Consider the following 16523-nt stretch of genomic DNA (forward strand, 5'->3'; position numbering starts at 1 on the left):
CTTAGCCCTTTCCGGGGGGATGAAGCAAGGACGTCGTGCAGCTCATTTCGGACTTACTACCATTGGACGGTATCGCCGGGATTGATGCCCAGTTCCGCCGCGCGCCCGGCGTTCAATTCGAGCACGCCCGCCGCCTCGCCTGCCGAGGGCAGCGGAGTCTCGTCGTAAGGCACGGCATTGCGCGCGATATTGAGCACTTTATGATCGGCGCCGATGAACAGGATGTCGAGCCCGATGACGGTGTTTCTCATCCAGAATGCAGTGCGCCGGGGCGGATTGGTCGGAAAGATCATGCCTTCGTCGGCGCCCATCGCGCGGCGAAACATCAGCCCGCGCTCCTGCTCGGACGCGGTCGCGGCGACTTCGACCTGAAACGTGTGCGCGCCGCGCGCGCCGGTGACGGTAAGCGGGATGACCGCAAGGCCCGAAATCGGGTGCAGACGCGGCGCATGCGCAGAGGCTGCCGGATCCGCCGTGTTGCCGGGCGTATCGCCGGCCGCGACCGGCGAACAGGCGGCAAGCACGGCGCCTGCGACAACGCCCCCAACGATGCGGAAAACCACTTTACGAATCATCAGCTTCATCCACCCATTCCTGCGCCGCCGCCACATCGGCCGCATCGACCAGCGCGCGCGCCGTGCCATGCGAATGCCCGGCGCGCATCATCGCCGCCACTTGCCGCGCGCGCAGGGCCGGATCAAGGACGCATTCGCCCCCTTCGCCTGAACCGCGCCCGAACGGCCCCAACCGCCGCCGCCGGGCAAAGGCCAGCGCAGCGATGCGATTTTCATGCTCGTTGCCGCCCGCTTGCGCGATCAGGGGCGCCTCGATTCCGTCGCGCGCCAGCGTTTCGGCAATCCGCCGCGCGCCATAGCCCCGGCGCATCAGGCTTGCCCCGCGCGCCAGAGCAAATCCGGCATCGTCGACATAGCCGAGATCGACCATCCGTGCGACCGCCGCCGCCACATCGGGCGGTGCCTCGCCATCCCAGCCGCGCTCTCTGATCTTGCGCGTCAGATAGGCCGACAGCCGCCCCGCGCTCGTTGCAAAGCGCGCGACGTAAGACAGCGCCAGCTCGTCGATCTGGCGCGAATCGAGCGGCTTTGGTGCCCTGCGTTTGCCCGAACGCCCCTGATTGTCCCGTTCGTCCATCATCACGCCTTATTCGTGCCACAGTCGCGGATAAAGGAGAACTCTGGCCTCATGCGCGCAATTGTGCCATCGGCCCGCGACATAAAACTGCAAAAGACTATAGACCCCGGGGTAGCAGATGACCGTTTCCGAAGCCGTCCGCGATGTGGCGGCGCTGGTGCCGACACCCAATGATGACGCCCAGCCGCGCCGCTTCGCCGATTTTGCGACGTTCTGCGACGCACTCGACTATGCCGCAGCCGGCGAGCGCGGGTTCAATTTTCATGACGCACGCGGCACTTTGTCGCGCGTCTATCCCTTTGCCGAGCTGCGCGCCGATGCGCTGGTCGCCGCACACCGGCTGATCGCGCATGGCATCGCGCCGGGCGATCGGGTCGCGCTGATTGCCGAAACCGGCCCCGAATTCGCCGCCTTGTTCTGCGGCACGATCTATGCGGGCGCCTGGCCGGTGCCGCTGCCGCTGCCGACCAGCTTTGGCGGCAAGGACAACTATATCGACCAGATCACGGTGCAGCTGGCCAGCTCCGACCCGCGCGTCCTGCTTTATCCCGACGAAATCGGCGCGATGTGCGCCGCCGCCGCCGCGCGTCAGGGCTGCCCGGGGCTGAGCTGGCAGGATATTGCCGCGATCGAACCGGCCAAGGGCGATCTGCCCCCGGCCGATCCCGACGCGATCAGCTATCTGCAGTATTCGAGCGGATCGACTCGCTTTCCCCACGGCGTGGCCGTCACCCACCGCGCCTTGATGGCCAATCTTGCCGGCCATTCCCACGGCATGAAGATCCAGAACGGCGACCGCTGCGTCAGCTGGTTGCCGTGGTATCACGACATGGGCCTCGTCGGCTGTTTCCTGTCGCCGATCGCCAATCAGGTCTCGGTCGATTTCCTCAGAACCGACGATTTCGCGCGGCGCCCGCTCGCCTGGCTCGACATGATCAGCCGCAACAAGGGCACGACCGTCTCCTATTCGCCGACATTCGGCTATGACATCTGCGCGCGGCGCATTTCCAGCCAGACCAACGTGGCCGAACGCTTCGATCTGGCGCGCTGGCGCGTGGCAGGCAACGGCGCCGACATGATCCGCCCCGATGTCATGCAGGGCTTTGTCGATGCCTTTGCCCCCGCCGGGTTCAAGGCCGCCGCGTTCCTGCCCAGCTATGGCCTGGCCGAAGCGACTTTGGCGGTCACGCTGATGCCGCCGGGCGAAGGCATTCGGGTCGAACTGGTCGAAGAGGAGCGCCTGTCGGGCAGCCCGCGCGATCTGTCGCGCCCCGCGCGCTATCGCGCGATCGTCAATTGCGGCGTACCGGTGCGCGGCATGGAAGTGGAGATTCGCGGCGAATCCGGCGCGCCCGTCGCACACCACCATATCGGCAAAGTGTGGTGCCGCGGTTCGTCGGTGATGCATTCCTATTTCCGCGATCCCGAATCGACCGAGGCCGCGATGGTCGACGGCTGGCTCGATACCGGCGACATGGGCTATCTCAACGCGGACGGATACTTGTTCATCGTCGGTCGGGCGAAGGACATGATCATCATCAACGGCAAGAACCACTGGCCGCAGGACATCGAATGGGCGGTCGAACAGCTGCCCGGATTCCATCAGGGCGACATCGCCGCCTTTTCGATCGAGACCGAATCGGGCGAAGAAGCGCCCGCCGTGCTGGTCCATTGCCGCGTCTCGGACCCCGAGGAACGGCTGCGCCTGCGCGACCAGATCCGCGACAAGGTCCGCGCGATCACCGGCATGAACTGCGTCGTCGAACTGGTCCCGCCGCGCACGCTGCCGCGCACCAGTTCGGGCAAGCTCAGCCGCGCCAAAGCCAAAAAGCTGTATCTGACCGGCGAAATCGAACCCTACAGCCTCGCCGCCTGAGCACGGGCATCATCGCCGCTGCGGTCGCCATGCGGCGGGGTCGGCGGCGATGCGCATGACCGCCGCCAACACAGCCTCGTCTTCCGGGCGCACCGCATCGACTGTGCCCAAGGGTTCGTAATAGGCGGTCACGGCGAGCGGCGCGGAAAAATGGCGATCGCCCACCGGGGCCAGCGCCAGCGCGATGTCGTTGATTTTCGCGGGCAGTTCGGCCCCGGTCCACGTGCCGGTCTTGTCGCCCCCCTGCCATCGGGCGGGCAGCCCGCCGCGCAACCGCCCGAGCCCGGTCGGCGCGCCCTTCATCCACCCCCACAGCCGCGCGCGCGATTCGCCCGACAGCACCGATCCGGTCAGCAGCCGCGCCACTGTCGCCGCCATCGCGGCGGGCGTCGTCGTGTCCTGATCCGCCCCCGGCGCGACCCGGTTGAGCGCGGGCTCGTGATGATCGAGGCGGCTGATCGGATCGCCCGTGGCGCGCCAGAAGGCCGTCAGCGCCGCCGGACCGCCAAACCGCGCGAGCAGGAGATTGGCGGCGAGATTGTCGCTGCGCTCGACCGCCGCTTCGGCCAGTGCAAAGACGGGCAGCCCTTCCTGGCCCGCCAGCACCGGGTCCGCCGCGATCTTTTCCGCCGCCGCGCCCGTCACCGGCGACGCGGGCAGCACGTCGAGCACCGAATAAGGCACCACTTCATCGCCCCGCGCGCGCCCGGCGTCGATTTGCGCCAGGACCATGGCGGCCAGCGACAGCTTGAACGTCGAACAATGGGCAAAACGCTCGTCCTGGCGCCAGCCGAAGCCGCGCGCGCGCGCGCTGTCGAGCACCATCACGCCGAGCCGCCCGCCCGATCGACGCTCAAGCGCGCCAAGCCATCCGGCGCCTGTCAGCGCGCGCGCCGACGGGACCGCCAGCGCAGGAACGGGAACGAGCGAGGCGCCCAGCGCGCCAAGAATCGTACGACGATCAAGAGAAACAGAAGCCATGGCGCGGCAGGCTAGCCCGGTTTCCGACCAACCGCCAATCCCCATCGACCATGCACCCTTGCAGGTCGGGCCGCGCCGGGCCATCTTCGCAGCGATAAACGCCTCCAACAGAGTACCCCCATGGCCAGCACCAGCGCCGATACCGCCCCTGCCCTGACTTTGACCCCGCCCGATCCGGTGCCCGTGGTCGCGCCGCAACAGGCCGCCGGGCTGGTTCCGCTGACCGACGAGACCTGTACCAAACTCGACGAGCGCGCCGACGCCTTTGTCGCCGACCTGATCGCGCAAGACGCCGCCAGCCCCGAATTCGGCAGCCGCGTCGATCAGTTGACCGCGATGGGGGCCAAGGAAATCGCCGCCGCCGCCGGGATGTCGAACCGCTTTCTCGACCGCCCGGTCCGCGCCATGGACAAGGATAGCGGAGTCGGCAGCGATCTTGCCGCGCTGCGCCGCACGGTCGAAGATCTCGATCCGGGCAAGCGCGGGGTGACCGGCAGCGGGCGCAAGCTGTTGGGCATCATCCCCTTCGGCAACCCGGTAAAGCGCTATTTCGACAGCTATGTCTCCGCGCAGGGCCATATCAAGGCGATCCTCGACCGGCTCGCCTCGGGCAAGGACGAATTGCTCAAGGACAATGCCGCGATCGATGTCGAGCGAACCAAACTGTGGGAGGCGATGGGCAAGCTCGAACAGATGATCCACATCGCGCGCACGCTCGATCAAAAGCTGGAGGAGGCCGCGCTCGATCTCGATCACACCGATCCGGCCAAAGCCAAGGCCTTGCGCGAATCGGCGCTGTTCTACACGCGGCAGCGCACGCAGGATCTGCTGACCCAGATGGCGGTCACCGTGCAGGGCTATCTCGCGCTCGATCTGGTCAAGAAGAACAATGTCGAGCTGATCAAGGGCGTCGACCGCGCGGGTACGACCACAGTCGCCGCGCTGCGCACCGCCGTCACCGTGGCGCAAGCGATGACCAACCAGCGGCTGGTGCTGCAACAGATCACCGCGCTCAACACCACGACGGCCAATATCATCGATGCCACCGGCACGATGCTGAAAGACAACACCGCAAAAATCCACGAGATGGCGGCATCGAGCACGATCCCGCTCGAAACGCTGCAAAAGGCGTTTCAGAACATCTATGAGACGATGGATTCGATCGACACCTTCAAGCTGAAAGCGCTCGATTCGATGAAGCAGACCGTGACCACGCTGTCGAACGAGGTCGAAAAGTCGAAAGGCTATATCGCCCGCGCGCAGGCCACCAGTTCGACCGGCAATGCGGCCCCGCACCCGGCCCTGTCGCTCGACGCAGAAGGCTGATCATGGCCGGCGAAGCAAGCGACCACACGCAGATCATGCAAGCCGCGCGCGCGACGCTGGCGTTTCAGCAGGATGGCGGGCGCCGTGCCTCAGGTCGTTCGATCGGGCGGCGCTCGGCGGAATTGAAGCGCCAGCATGTCTTGCGCAAGCTGGTACGCGCCAGCCTTGCGGTCGGCGTGATCCTGTTTGCCGCGACGATAGCCGGGATCATGATCGGCGGGATCGGCCTTGGCGGGTTCGTGCTGACGATTGTGGCGCTCGTGCTGGCGGTCGGCTTTTTTGCGGTGTTTCCCCGGTTGAAAGTGCCCGATCTCGGCGCGCTCAATCGCGGCGACGTGCGCGCCACGGTCGGGCGCACGCAATTGTGGCTCGAATCGCAGCGCCCCGCCCTGCCGCCGCCCGCCGCGCGCCAGCTCGATGCGATCGGCGCCCGGCTCGATGCGCTGGGTACGCAGATGGCGGGGATCGACCCGGCCGAACCGGCGGTGGGCGACGTGCGCCGCCTGATCGGCGAACACTTGCCCGGCATGGTCGCCAGCTATGTCCGCATCCCCGCCCATCTGCGCAGCGAAACGCGCGGCGGCAAGACCGCCGATGCGCAATTGACCGAGGGCCTGTCGCGCATCACCGATGAAATCGACACGCTGTCGCGCCGTCTGGCCGATGGCGACATCGACGCGCTGGCGACCGAAGCGCGCTATCTTGACTATCGCTATGGCAACGCGCTTGAGGAAACGCCCTAGTGGATTGTTTTTGACATTTGCATCCCGCCATCCGGATAGCACGGTAGCAAATGTCAGAATCGGACCACTAGCCTTCCGGAGCATTGATGCGTCTCGAAATTCCCCACTCGCTCGGCAAGGATGAAGTCCGCCGCCGCATTGCCGCACGCATGGACGGCGCCGAAGCCAAAGCGGGCGCGCTGGTCGGCGGCCCGCTCAGCCTGACGCTGCACTGGATCGGGCAGGACCGCCTGTCGGTCGAAGCCTCGACAATGGGCTATACCGTGCCGACCACGCTCGACATCACCGAGACCGCGCTGGTGTTCGATGTGACGATACCGGGCGGTCTGGGCTTTGCCCGCGGCATGATCGAAAAGATGATCCGCGAACGGGGCGAAAAGCTGCTTTCCTGACCGGGAGGGCAGCTTACCGATCGACGAAACAGTCCCGGATCGCGGCGCTGTATTGCGCCACATTGGCCCCGCCACAGGGGTCGAGCGTCTTGAGAAAGGCCCGGCTCCGCGCACGATAGCCATCAAGCTCTGCCTCGTGGCAGGCCATCGCCGCCAGCAGCGCCCGCGCGCCGTCCTCGCAATCCAGATCACGATAGCGATAGCCGCAATCGGCCAGCAGCGCGGAATTGTGAATCAGCGGGAAACCGCCGTGCAGCGCCTCGTAATAGAGATAGTTCTGCGCATTATCGACGTGATGCGACACGATGCAATGGGCCAGATCATGCATGATCCGGCTGATCTTGTAGCGCGGCCGGAATGTGACGAGCCCGCTGCGCACCACATCGAGGGCTGCGGCGAAATGGGCGAAATACCCCTCTCGCGAAAACAGATCGGCGTTGAAGACCTGCATCGCGGCCAGGACCTGCGGCTGCCTGCGATAGACCTCTTCGCAGATCAGCATCGGAACATGGCACGTCTTTACCGAGCACCGGTTGGGCTCCATGATCGCGATCCGCCAGGGCGCACCGTCCGGTTTGTACCCCCATGGCCGCCCGGTCGCCTGCGCATCGCGCTCGATCAGCAGCGGGCTCCACAAATGGGTCATCGTCCTGACCGGCGCGCGCAACAGATTGGCGTAATAGGCCGTATTGGTCCGCTCGAATGCGGGCAAGGTCCAGATCTGATCGTATTCGATGCCATAGACCAGTTGCCCTGGAGGCAGGGTATTGGCCATGCTTTCCATGTCGATGACATAATCGTTGGCCACGCGCATGGCGATGATCCGCCCCCCGCGCGCGCGAAATTGGGCGGTCCAGCCGTCTTTGAGATGCGCGCCCAGCTCGATCACGACATCGAGCGTGTTCATCGCCTCGACCATGTCGATCACCGGACAGAGCAGTTCGGCTTCGAAATTGCCGCCCTTGTGCAGGGCCTTTGGCGCGCCGTTGACCACGAAACATTGCGAAACGATCGGCGAACGCATCAGCAGCAGCATCAGGAAATTGGCGTTCTGGTGAATGCCGTTTTCCCACAGCGATTGATCGCCGCCCCGGATGAACATGGTCACCCCGACCCTGAGGCCGCGATCGACGCGCGCAGAGCCCGTCATGTCAGACCTCCCGCATCACGGCGCGTTGGTAAACAGCGACAACGTCGTCATTCGCGACATCGAACCGCCGCAGTTTACGGCGCGTTTCGGCGCGACGGGCCTCGAAATGGGCCGGATTGGCCAGAAGAATGTCGCCCAACAGCGCGACCGCGCGATCGATGTCGCTGTCGGCGTAATAATGGCCCAGATCCGACAGCGCGGGCACATTGTGCAGCAAGGGATAGCCGGCGTGGAGCGTATCGAGATGATCGAATTCGACCGATCCGTCGCCATTGTGCGCAAAGACGAAATCCGCGTGATTCGGCAAAAACGCGAAAAAATCCCGATCGTCCCAGATCGTCAGCAAGCCCTGATGATGCACTTCGCAATTCGCCGCGATGAAATTGAAGGTCAATTGATCGGGCAGATGCACCCCGTGGCGATACGCCACGCGGGCAATCGCGCCGGGATTTTCGGTATGAAACCGATTGACGGCCAAGAGCGGTATGACGCCCATTTTGCGCGCGGTCGTATTGGGCTCGTTGATCACGCAGCGCAGCGCGCCCCCGCAGCGCGGCGCATAAGCCAGCACAAATCCCGCCCCCTCCGCCTGCTGGCGATCATGCCGTTCGATCACCGAGGCCGACCAGACGCGCGGCACAAAACGCACCGGGCAGCGGTACAGCGTGTGCAAGAGGCGTTCCTGATTGCGAAACGTGTCAAAAGTCCAGATCTCGTCATGGCATTCGACCGGGCCAAATTCCGCCCCGCGGTCAAAGATCGAATGCTCGACCCATCCGGCATAAGGATTGTCCGGCAGAAACAGGACATAGCGACCGCCCCGCGCGCGAAAGGGCGCAATGTCGGCCAGAGCGAGATCCTGCCCCACCGCAATGATCAGATCGCAGCATCGCGCGGCTTCGGCGGGCGAGAGGGGGTCGATATCGTCGGGCGCTGTCGGCTCTGCAATGATCCGACAGGCCACACCCGCGCCCTTGCCGAGAACTTCCAGCAGATGCCAGGCCGCGCGATTGCGCCGCGCCAGACCGAACGCGTCCGACGCCGCGTTCGCAAACGCAATTCCCACCTGCATCGCCCGAACCGCCCTTCCCCTTAGCGTTGCGTTACGCAACGATAGGCGACTTGTGCCCGCTGGACATCAGGGCGAATACGGATCACCCCGCCCGGCGTTCGGATCAAAGGCACACGTCACAGATCCTCTCGGTGCAATTCGAGCAAGCCGCGAGGCAGACGCAGCGTCTGCGCGACAAGGCGGGTTTCGAGCAGAAGATAGACCAGCGCGGCCATCAACAGGGCAATCGCGGTGAAAAAGCTGACTTGCGTGGCAAGGCGCAGTTCCTGGCCGAACAATTCGCCAAGGAACAAAGTGCCCACCGTTACCCCGATGCCAAGCGCGCTGAGCACGAGAATCAGCAGCGCATGGCCGATCAGTTGAATGCGCCGATCGACATAGCGCATTTCGATCACCACGACATCGTGTTCGGCACCCAGCGTTTCGGCATGGAGTTTTTGCAGCACGCGCGACCTGTCGACGATCCGCCCCAGCCGTGTGGTCAGGATGTTCATGATATTGCCGATCGCCACCAGCACGAACACCGGCGCGAGCGAAAGCTGAATGGTCTGCGCAATCATCGCGCCATCTTGCCGGCGCGCCGCGCCATGGCAAGGTTCAATTCCAGAAGAAGCGCTGTTGCCAGCCAAACGGCGCCTCGATCGGATCGCCGTTCTGATCGAGCGCGGGGTGAAAGCGGAAGCGTTCGCGGGCCAGTTTGCACGTCACCGCGTCGGCTTCGGGATCGCCGCTCGGCTGATGCACGCGGCAGGCGGTGACATGCCCGTCGGTGCCCACGGTCAGCACCACGATCACGGCAGTGCCCAATCGCTTCGCCCGCCCTGCCTTGGGGTAATCGCTCTCTGCGAGATCGCCCGCAATTTTCTCCGGCTTCGTCGCGACAAAGCGCCCGCCGCTGCCGTTGCCTGCGCCGCCGCTGCCCGTGCCGGTGCCGGTGCTCGCCCCGCCGGTGCCTTCCCCGCTCGCCGTGGCGCCCGAACGGGTTTCGTTGCCCGTGCCCGCGACAGGCGCTGCGGGCGGGGCTGGGATCGGCACTCGCGCCGGTGGGGCAACGATCTGGTCGGCGGCGGCGCGCTTGCCCGCCGCGCCGCTGGCGCCTTCGGCTTCGTGGCTGGTTACCGCGCGGGTCGGCGGGGGCGGCGGCACGGGCTTGTCGGGCACGGCCAGCGCCACCAGCACCGGCCCCAGCCCGACTTGCTCTGCCAGCGCACGCACACCGCCAAAGGCGCGGACCAGCCCAAAGCCGAGCAGGACATGGATCGAGACAATCGCCAGACCAAGCCCCGCGCGTGCGCGCCGCGACAGCGCAGGCGTATCGGCAAAACGAGCCGGAGCGGGCGATGCAGAGGCGGACGACGGTCTGGCCATGGGCGCCGCTCTATCAGGTTTCGAGCAGGCTGTCCTCGCGCGCCAGACTATAGAGCGTCAGCCCATGCGCGCGCGCCTGATCGACCGCCATCGTCGATGCGGCAGAAATCGTCGCCAAGACGGGGACATGGGCGATCACCGCCTTTTGCACGAGCTCAAAGCTGCACCGCGCGGTCAGCACGACAAACCCTGTCGCAGGATCAATCCCCGCATGCGCCAGCGCGCCGATCAGCTTGTCGAATGCATTGTGCCGCCCGACATCTTCGCGCACGAGGCGGATCGTGCCATCGGGATCGCAGAACGCGGCACCATGCGCGGCGCGCGTGGCCCGGCCCAGCGCCTGATGATCGCCCAGCGCCGCGACCGCGCGAAACACCGCCGCCTTGGCGACCGTCAGCCGCGCCGTGATCGGGGGCAAGGGCCGCAAGACCTGTTCGAGGCTTTCGATCCCGCACAACCCGCAACTGCCCTCGGCCAGCCGCAGCCGCGCGCGATCGATCAGGGGGCCCGCCGAGGGCGCATCGAGCAGCACGCGCAGCATCCAGCCGCCCGCAGGAACCGCAACCGCATCGGCGGACACGAATTCGCGAGCGTCATCGATCAACTGCTCCGACAGGCAGAAACCCAGCGCATAATCGGTCAGATCGGCAGGCGTCGCCATCATCACGGCATAGCCGATGCCGTTGATTTCGATCGCGATCGGCGCTTCTTCGACCAAGTGCCGGGTCAGCGCGCGCGCGGGCCTGCCATCGGCAAAATGTTCGGTAACGACGCTCGGACGCGCGCCTTCAACGGACTGCATGGCCCTGATCCCGCGCGCCGAGCGCCAGCCGTTCGAGCGCGGCAATCGCCAGCGGGTCAAGCCCCTCGGGTCCGTGCGCAAACAGCTGCTCCTGCATCCGCACGGTCCAGAAGGCATGAATATGCTCCGCGATCGCCGCGACCGGATCCTTGTCATGCGTCAGATTGCGCGCGATCTGGTTGGCCATGCGCACCAGCTTGGCGATGGTATCGACGGTGTGATCCTCCGCGCTCATTCCGCCGGCTCCGCCATGATGCGGCGCGACTGCGCGGCCTGATTGTCATAGTCTTCCTGCCACTGGCTCGGGCCGTTCGACGGCGTCACCTGCACGGCGGTCACTTTGTATTCGGGGCAATTGGTCGCCCAGTCGGAATAGTCTGTGGTGACGACATTGGCCTGAGTCGCGGGGTGGTGAAACGTGGTGTAGACCACCCCCGGCGCGACCCGGTCGGTAACCGTCGCGCGCAAGGTGGTTTCGCCCGACCGGCTGGCGAGCCGTACCCAGTCGCCGCTGCGGATGCCCCGGTTTTCCGCATCGGAGGGATGGACTTCGAGCACGTCTTCGCCGTGCCAGACGGTGTTTTCGGTGCGCCGCGTCTGTGCCCCGACGTTGTATTGCGACAAGATCCGCCCGGTGGTCAGCAACAAGGGGAAGCGCGGCCCGGTGCGTTCGTCGGTCGGGATATATTCGGTCACCACGAACTTGCCCTTGCCGCGCACAAAGCCATCGACATGCATGATCGGCGACCCGTCGGGATGCGCCGCGTTGACCGGCCATTGCAGCGAGCCATCGGCGTCAAGCCGATCGTAATTGACCCCCGCAAAGCTCGGCGTCAGGCGGGCGATCTCGTCCATGATTTCGCCCGGATGCGTATAGTTCCAGTCGAGCCCCATGGCGCGCGCCAGTTCCTGCGTGACCTGCCAGTCTTCATAGCCGTTGACCGGCTCCATCACCTTGCGCACGCGCTGGATACGCCGCTCGGCATTGGTGAACGTGCCGTTCTTTTCAAGGAAGCTCGATCCCGGCAGGAAGACATGCGCATAATTGGCCGTTTCGTTGAGAAACAGGTCATGCACAATGACGCATTCCATCGCCGCGAGCCCGGCCGCGACATGCTTTGTATCCGGGTCGGACTGGAGGATGTCCTCGCCCTGGACATAGAGCCCCTTGAACGCGCCGTCGGTCGCGGCATCGAGCATGTTGGGAATGCGCATCCCCGGCTCGGGATCGATCGCCACGCCCCATTCCGCTTCGAACAGCGCGCGCGCCTCGGGATCGGAAACATGGCGGTATCCCGACAATTCGTGCGGGAAAGAGCCCATGTCGCAGGCGCCCTGCACATTGTTCTGCCCGCGCAAGGGGTTTACCCCGACGCCGCGCCTGCCGATATTGCCCGTCGCCATGGCCAGATTGGCAATCGCCATGACCGTCGAAGAGCCCTGGCTGTGCTCGGTCACGCCCAGCCCGTAATAGATCGCGCCATTACCGCCGGTGGCAAACAGCCGCGCCGCGCCGCGCACCAGATCGGCGTCGACGCCGGTGACGGGGGCAAGGAATTCCGGGCTGTTGCGCTCGTCCGAAACGAAATCGGCCCAGTCGCGATACTCGTCCCCATCGCAGCGTTCGCGCACGAAGGCTTCATCGACAAGGCCTTCGGTGACGATGACATGCGCCATCGCCGTCAGCACCGCGACATTGGTGCCGGGGCGCAAGGGCAAGTGATAATCGGCGGCAATATGCGGCGAGCGCACCATGTCGGTCCGGCGCGGATCGATCACGATCAGCTTTGCCCCCTGTCTCAGCCGCCGCTTCATCCGGCTGGCAAACACGGGGTGCCCGTCGGTCGGATTGGCGCCGATCACCAGGATCACGTCGCTGTCATCGACGCTGTCGAAATCCTGCGTTCCGGCGGACGTGCCGAATGTGGTCTTGAGGCCATAGCCGGTCGGCGAATGGCACACGCGCGCGCATGTATCGACATTGTTGGTGCCAAAGCCTGCGCGCACCAGTTTCTGCACGAGGAAGCCTTCCTCGTTGGTGCAGCGGCTCGACACCAGCCCGCCCAGCGCATTGTTGCCATACGTATCGGCGATGCGGCGGAATTCGCGCGCGGCGTGGCCCAGCGCTTCTTCCCACGAGACTTCGCGCCAGGGCTGATCGATGCGTTCGCGGATCATCGGCCTGGTGATCCGTTCCTGATGCATGGCATAGCCCCAGGCAAAGCGGCCCTTGACGCAGGAATGGCCGTGGTTTGCCTTGCCGTCTTTCCACGGCACCATGCGCACGACCTGTTCGCCCCGCATTTCCGCGCGGAAGGTGCAGCCGACGCCGCAATAGGCGCATGTCGTGATCACGGCGCGCTCGGGCTTGCCGATGGCCTTGACCGCCTTTTCATTGAGCGTCGCGGTCGGGCAGGCCTGCACACAGGCGCCGCACGAAACGCATTCGGACGACAGGAAATCGTCGCTCGCCAGCCCCGCGCTGACTTTCGAGCCAAACCCGCGCCCGTCGATAGTCAGCGCGAACGTCCCCTGCACTTCCTCGCAGGCGCGCACGCAGCGCGAACAGACGATGCATTTCGACGGATCGAAATCGAAATAGGGGTTCGAACTGTCGGTCTCGGCGCCAAGGTGATTGTCCCCCTCATAGCCATAGCGCACATCGCGCAGGCCGACATTGGCCGCCATGTCCTGCAATTCGCAGTCGTTGTTGGCGCTGCACGTCAGGCAATCGAGCGGATGATCGGAGATATAGAGCTCCATCACCCCCCGGCGCAGTTTCTGCAGCTTTTCGGTCTGGGTGTGCACGACCATGCCCGGCGCGACCGGCGTGGTGCAAGACGCGGGCGTGCCGCGCATCCCGTCGATTTCGACAAGGCACAGCCGGCACGAGCCATATTGCTTCAGGCTGTCGGTCGCGCAAAGTCTGGGAATCGATCCGCCCGACACCGCCGCCGCGCGCATCACCGTCGTCCCTGCGGGCACGCTGACTTCGCGCCCATCGATCGACAGCGTGACAGGCGACAGCGTGACAGGCGACAGCGTGACAGGCGACAGCGTGACAGGAGTTTCGCTGCGGACTTCGGGCGTGCCGAAATCGGCCTGGGGTTCATAGCCCATGGGCGTGTTCCTTCGCGGCGATGAGATCGGCCGGAGTGTTGATATTGAACGGCTGGCGCGACAGGCGCACCGCGCGCGCGCCGATGCGCAAGGCAAAGGCGCGCAAGGAATGCACGGTGTCTTCGGCCAGCAAGGCATCGAGAGCGCCCCGCGCCGCAACCGGCCAAAGCCCGATGACCGGTGCGCCCTCGGCATAGGCAGGGGCAGGCGACAGCTCCGCGATCAGATCGACGGGCCCATCGAAGGCATCGACCGGGATCGACAACACCGCGTCAAAGCCATGATCGGCGGCATGATGCAGCGCGCCGCACAGCCCGCCCAGCGGTCCCAGCCCGGGCGCCGGATGATCGGGCACCACCGCGACCGGCGCTTCGGCGCGCCCGGCGACAATGACCGCATCGCATTGCCGCTCGAGATTCGCCACCGCGCGCGCGATCAGGCTGCGTCCGCCGATCTCGGCCAGCGCCTTGTCGCTGCCAAACCGGCGCGATGTGCCGCCCGCCAAAACCACGCCCATGACGCGCGCGGCGATCATTCCGCCGCCTCCTGCACCCGCGCGGGCAGGCCGAAATCTTCGGGAAACCAGCGCAGCGCCGACAGCACGGGATAAGGCGTAAAGCCGCCGAGCGCGCACAACGAGCCGAATTTCATCGTCTCGCAAAGATCGGTCAGCAGTGCGATGTCTTCGGACAAAGTACGCGCGCCCTTTTTCGCATTGTGCATCTGCGGCAGCGTTTCGACGCGATCGGCCACCCGCCCGGTGCGGGCGCGGATGCGATCGAGCACTTCGACCCCGCGCGTCGATCCGATGCGGCACGGGGTACATTTGCCGCAGCTTTCGACCGCGCAGAACTGCATGGCAAAGCGCGCCTGCGCAGACAAGTCGACCGTATCGTCAAACACGGTGATCCCGGCATGGCCGATCAGCGCGTCGGCGGCGGCAAAGCTTTCGTAATCGAACGGCAGGTGAAAATCCGATGGCGGATGATAGGCGCCCAGCGGCCCGCCGACCTGCACCGCGCGCACCGGGCGCCCGCTGGCAGTGCCCCCGCCGATATCCATGACCAGCTCGCCCAGCGTAATCCCGAAGCCGACTTCGAACAGGCCGCCATGGCGGACATTGCCCGCAATCTGGATCGGCATCGTCCCGCGCGACCGGCCAAACCCGACCGAGGCATAATGCGCCGCGCCATTGGCCATGATCCACGGCACCGCCGTCAGCGTCAGCACGTTATTGACCACGGTCGGCTGACCAAACAGCCCTTCGAGCGCGGGCAACGGCGGCTTCGCGCGCACTTCGCCGCGTCTGCCTTCCAGACTGTTGAGCAGCGAGGTTTCCTCACCGCAGACATAGGCCCCCGCGCCGACGCGCACTTCGATGCGAAACGGCGCGATGATCGGCGCGGCGCGTTCGACTGCCGCGCGCATTTTCGCGATCGCATGGGGATATTCACTGCGGATATAGACGTAGCCCTGCTGCGCGCCGACCGCGAACCCGGCAATCGCCATGCCCTCGATCAGATGATAGGGATCGCCCTCCATCACCATACGGTCGGCAAATGTGCCGCTGTCGCCTTCGTCGGCATTGCATACGACATATTTGCGCAGGGAGGGCGCCTTGGCCACCGTGGTCCACTTGATCCCGGCGGGAAAACCCGCGCCGCCGCGCCCGCGCAGGCCCGACCGCGTCACTTCGGCAATCGTCGCCTCCGCCCCCAGGTCCCGCGCGCGCTCCAGCCCGATCCAGCCGCCGGTCGCGGCATAATCATCCAGGCTGAGCGGGCGGATCTTGCCCGCGCGCGCAAACGTCAGCCGCTCCTGCCGGGCGATGAACGGATGCGCCGCGATCCGCCCGATGCCCAGCGGGCTGGCCCCGGCGAGCACGGCCCCGACATCGCCCGGCGTCAGCGGGCCAAACCCGTGCCCGTCGATTTCAGCCAGCGGCTCGAGCCAGTGCATGCCCCAGCTCGACACCCGGATGACTGTGCAGCCCGCCGCCGCAAAGGCATCGGCAACCGCATCGGCGCCGCAGGCCAGGGCCAGCGCATCGTCGCTGATCCGGACGGTAACCGCGCTCACGCTACACTCTCCACCAAGGCCGACAGCCGCGCGGCATCGAGCCGGGCATGAAGCCCATCGCCGACCATGGCATTGGGCCCGACACTGCACAGGCCAAGGCAATAGACCGGCTCGATCGTCACCCGCGTTTCCCCGGCGAGCGTCGCAGCCAGCGCTTCGCCCCCGCGCGCCTGGCAGCTTTCCGCGCGGCACAGCTTGATCACCGGGCGCGGCGCGGGCGTTTCGTGAAAATCGTGATAGAAACTGACCACGCCATGGACTTCGGCGCGGCTGAGATTGAGCGCGGCGGCAATCGCACGCACCGCCTCTTCGCCGACATGGCCAAAAGCCGCCTGAACGTCGTGCAAGATCGGCAACAAAGCCCCTTCGCGCCCGGCATGGGCGGCAAGGATGCGATCAAGTTCGGTCGGTGTCATCGGCGCCATATCAATCCTGTCCAGCGCGAACCCTTCGCGCGCTGCC

General features: G+C 65.7%; 17 protein-coding genes. 4 read left to right on the forward strand and 13 right to left on the reverse strand.

The window, feature by feature from the left end; genetic code table 11:
- Positions 1-56 precede the first annotated feature (56 nt).
- Together AQZ50_RS05950 and AQZ50_RS05955 are read right to left on the reverse strand one after the other, a co-directional pair.
- Complete coding sequence (locus AQZ50_RS05950) at positions 57-584, reverse strand: DUF192 domain-containing protein (RefSeq protein ID WP_067744095.1); 528 nt, start codon at positions 582-584, stop codon at positions 57-59.
- Positions 565-1152 (reverse strand): RecX family transcriptional regulator, encoded by a 588-nt coding sequence (locus AQZ50_RS05955; RefSeq protein ID WP_067744668.1) that lies wholly within the window; start codon positions 1150-1152, stop codon positions 565-567. Before AQZ50_RS05955 ends, AQZ50_RS05950 begins: the two co-directional genes overlap by 20 nt.
- Before the next feature lie 118 nt (positions 1153-1270).
- Here AQZ50_RS05955 and AQZ50_RS05960 point away from each other — a divergent pair, with 118 nt between their 5' ends.
- Entirely contained in the window at positions 1271-3028 is a 1758-nt protein-coding gene (locus AQZ50_RS05960) for a fatty acyl-AMP ligase (RefSeq protein ID WP_067744098.1), read from the forward strand.
- Positions 3029-3037: 9 nt separating this feature from the next.
- On the opposite strand, the gene bla is transcribed toward AQZ50_RS05960, so the two are convergent.
- Complete coding sequence (bla, locus tag AQZ50_RS05965) at positions 3038-4009, reverse strand: class A beta-lactamase (RefSeq protein ID WP_067744101.1); 972 nt, start codon at positions 4007-4009, stop codon at positions 3038-3040.
- Between the two features lie 120 nt (positions 4010-4129).
- Here bla and AQZ50_RS05970 point away from each other — a divergent pair, with 120 nt between their 5' ends.
- From AQZ50_RS05970 to AQZ50_RS05980, 3 genes are all read left to right on the forward strand, one after another.
- The gene (locus AQZ50_RS05970; RefSeq protein WP_067744104.1) at positions 4130-5335 is read left to right on the forward strand and encodes a toxic anion resistance protein; all 1206 of its coding nucleotides are present in this window, start codon (positions 4130-4132) and stop codon (positions 5333-5335) included.
- A 2-nt stretch (positions 5336-5337) separates the two neighbouring features.
- Positions 5338-6078: a hypothetical protein gene (locus tag AQZ50_RS05975; protein WP_067744106.1), complete on the forward strand. Its 741-nt coding sequence runs from the start codon at positions 5338-5340 to the stop codon at positions 6076-6078.
- 86 nt (positions 6079-6164) lie between these two features.
- Positions 6165-6470: a polyhydroxyalkanoic acid system family protein gene (locus tag AQZ50_RS05980; RefSeq protein WP_067744107.1), complete on the forward strand. Its 306-nt coding sequence runs from the start codon at positions 6165-6167 to the stop codon at positions 6468-6470.
- A 13-nt stretch (positions 6471-6483) separates the two neighbouring features.
- On the opposite strand, the gene AQZ50_RS05985 is transcribed toward AQZ50_RS05980, so the two are convergent.
- The 10 genes from AQZ50_RS05985 to AQZ50_RS06030 form a co-directional block, all read right to left on the reverse strand.
- Positions 6484-7620 carry a DUF2827 family protein gene (locus AQZ50_RS05985; protein WP_067744109.1) on the reverse strand — a complete coding sequence of 379 codons (1137 nt, stop codon included), beginning with the start codon at positions 7618-7620 and terminating at the stop codon, positions 6484-6486.
- Position 7621: 1 nt separating this feature from the next.
- Entirely contained in the window at positions 7622-8692 is a 1071-nt protein-coding gene (locus AQZ50_RS05990) for a DUF2827 family protein (protein ID WP_067744111.1), read from the reverse strand.
- Between the two features lie 116 nt (positions 8693-8808).
- On the reverse strand, positions 8809-9252 hold the full coding sequence (locus AQZ50_RS05995; protein WP_067744114.1) for a DUF2721 domain-containing protein: 444 nt from the start codon (positions 9250-9252) through the stop codon (positions 8809-8811).
- Positions 9253-9289: 37 nt separating this feature from the next.
- Positions 9290-10060 (reverse strand): TonB family protein, encoded by a 771-nt coding sequence (locus AQZ50_RS06000; protein WP_231730132.1) that lies wholly within the window; start codon positions 10058-10060, stop codon positions 9290-9292.
- A 13-nt stretch (positions 10061-10073) separates the two neighbouring features.
- Positions 10074-10862, reverse strand: coding sequence for a formate dehydrogenase accessory sulfurtransferase FdhD (fdhD, locus tag AQZ50_RS06005; protein WP_067744118.1), 789 nt, complete (start codon positions 10860-10862; stop codon positions 10074-10076).
- The gene (locus AQZ50_RS06010; protein WP_067744121.1) at positions 10849-11097 is read right to left on the reverse strand and encodes a formate dehydrogenase subunit delta; all 249 of its coding nucleotides are present in this window, start codon (positions 11095-11097) and stop codon (positions 10849-10851) included. Before AQZ50_RS06010 ends, fdhD begins: the two co-directional genes overlap by 14 nt.
- Complete coding sequence (fdhF, locus tag AQZ50_RS06015) at positions 11094-13982, reverse strand: formate dehydrogenase subunit alpha (RefSeq protein ID WP_067744124.1); 2889 nt, start codon at positions 13980-13982, stop codon at positions 11094-11096. Before fdhF ends, AQZ50_RS06010 begins: the two co-directional genes overlap by 4 nt.
- The gene (locus AQZ50_RS06020; protein ID WP_067744127.1) at positions 13972-14517 is read right to left on the reverse strand and encodes a molybdenum cofactor guanylyltransferase; all 546 of its coding nucleotides are present in this window, start codon (positions 14515-14517) and stop codon (positions 13972-13974) included. Before AQZ50_RS06020 ends, fdhF begins: the two co-directional genes overlap by 11 nt.
- Positions 14514-16061, reverse strand: a complete 1548-nt coding sequence (locus AQZ50_RS06025; protein WP_067744130.1) for an NADH-ubiquinone oxidoreductase-F iron-sulfur binding region domain-containing protein — start codon at positions 16059-16061, stop codon at positions 14514-14516. The genes AQZ50_RS06020 and AQZ50_RS06025 overlap by 4 nt, the downstream gene beginning before the upstream one ends.
- The gene (locus tag AQZ50_RS06030; protein WP_082703472.1) at positions 16058-16477 is read right to left on the reverse strand and encodes an NAD(P)H-dependent oxidoreductase subunit E; all 420 of its coding nucleotides are present in this window, start codon (positions 16475-16477) and stop codon (positions 16058-16060) included. Before AQZ50_RS06030 ends, AQZ50_RS06025 begins: the two co-directional genes overlap by 4 nt.
- Positions 16478-16523 lie beyond the last annotated feature (46 nt).

Origin of the sequence: Novosphingobium sp. Fuku2-ISO-50 (assembly GCF_001519055.1) — a bacterium.
Taxonomy (GTDB): domain Bacteria; phylum Pseudomonadota; class Alphaproteobacteria; order Sphingomonadales; family Sphingomonadaceae; genus Novosphingobium.

What these genes read in the sequence shown, in the direction of transcription:
- AQZ50_RS05950 (WP_067744095.1), bottom strand. Translation starts at nt 584, where the DNA reads ATGAAGCTGATGATTCGTAAAGTGGTTTTCCGCATCGTTGGGGGCGTT.
- AQZ50_RS05955 (WP_067744668.1), bottom strand. Translation starts at nt 1,152, where the DNA reads ATGGACGAACGGGACAATCAGGGGCGTTCGGGCAAACGCAGGGCACCA.
- AQZ50_RS05960 (WP_067744098.1), top strand. Translation starts at nt 1,271, where the DNA reads ATGACCGTTTCCGAAGCCGTCCGCGATGTGGCGGCGCTGGTGCCGACA.
- bla (WP_067744101.1), bottom strand. Translation starts at nt 4,009, where the DNA reads ATGGCTTCTGTTTCTCTTGATCGTCGTACGATTCTTGGCGCGCTGGGC.
- AQZ50_RS05970 (WP_067744104.1), top strand. Translation starts at nt 4,130, where the DNA reads ATGGCCAGCACCAGCGCCGATACCGCCCCTGCCCTGACTTTGACCCCG.
- AQZ50_RS05975 (WP_067744106.1), top strand. Translation starts at nt 5,338, where the DNA reads ATGGCCGGCGAAGCAAGCGACCACACGCAGATCATGCAAGCCGCGCGC.
- AQZ50_RS05980 (WP_067744107.1), top strand. Translation starts at nt 6,165, where the DNA reads ATGCGTCTCGAAATTCCCCACTCGCTCGGCAAGGATGAAGTCCGCCGC.
- AQZ50_RS05985 (WP_067744109.1), bottom strand. Translation starts at nt 7,620, where the DNA reads ATGACGGGCTCTGCGCGCGTCGATCGCGGCCTCAGGGTCGGGGTGACC.
- AQZ50_RS05990 (WP_067744111.1), bottom strand. Translation starts at nt 8,692, where the DNA reads ATGCAGGTGGGAATTGCGTTTGCGAACGCGGCGTCGGACGCGTTCGGT.
- AQZ50_RS05995 (WP_067744114.1), bottom strand. Translation starts at nt 9,252, where the DNA reads ATGATTGCGCAGACCATTCAGCTTTCGCTCGCGCCGGTGTTCGTGCTG.
- AQZ50_RS06000 (WP_231730132.1), bottom strand. Translation starts at nt 10,060, where the DNA reads ATGGCCAGACCGTCGTCCGCCTCTGCATCGCCCGCTCCGGCTCGTTTT.
- fdhD (WP_067744118.1), bottom strand. Translation starts at nt 10,862, where the DNA reads ATGCAGTCCGTTGAAGGCGCGCGTCCGAGCGTCGTTACCGAACATTTT.
- AQZ50_RS06010 (WP_067744121.1), bottom strand. Translation starts at nt 11,097, where the DNA reads ATGAGCGCGGAGGATCACACCGTCGATACCATCGCCAAGCTGGTGCGC.
- fdhF (WP_067744124.1), bottom strand. Translation starts at nt 13,982, where the DNA reads ATGGGCTATGAACCCCAGGCCGATTTCGGCACGCCCGAAGTCCGCAGC.
- AQZ50_RS06020 (WP_067744127.1), bottom strand. Translation starts at nt 14,517, where the DNA reads ATGATCGCCGCGCGCGTCATGGGCGTGGTTTTGGCGGGCGGCACATCG.
- AQZ50_RS06030 (WP_082703472.1), bottom strand. Translation starts at nt 16,477, where the DNA reads ATGACACCGACCGAACTTGATCGCATCCTTGCCGCCCATGCCGGGCGC.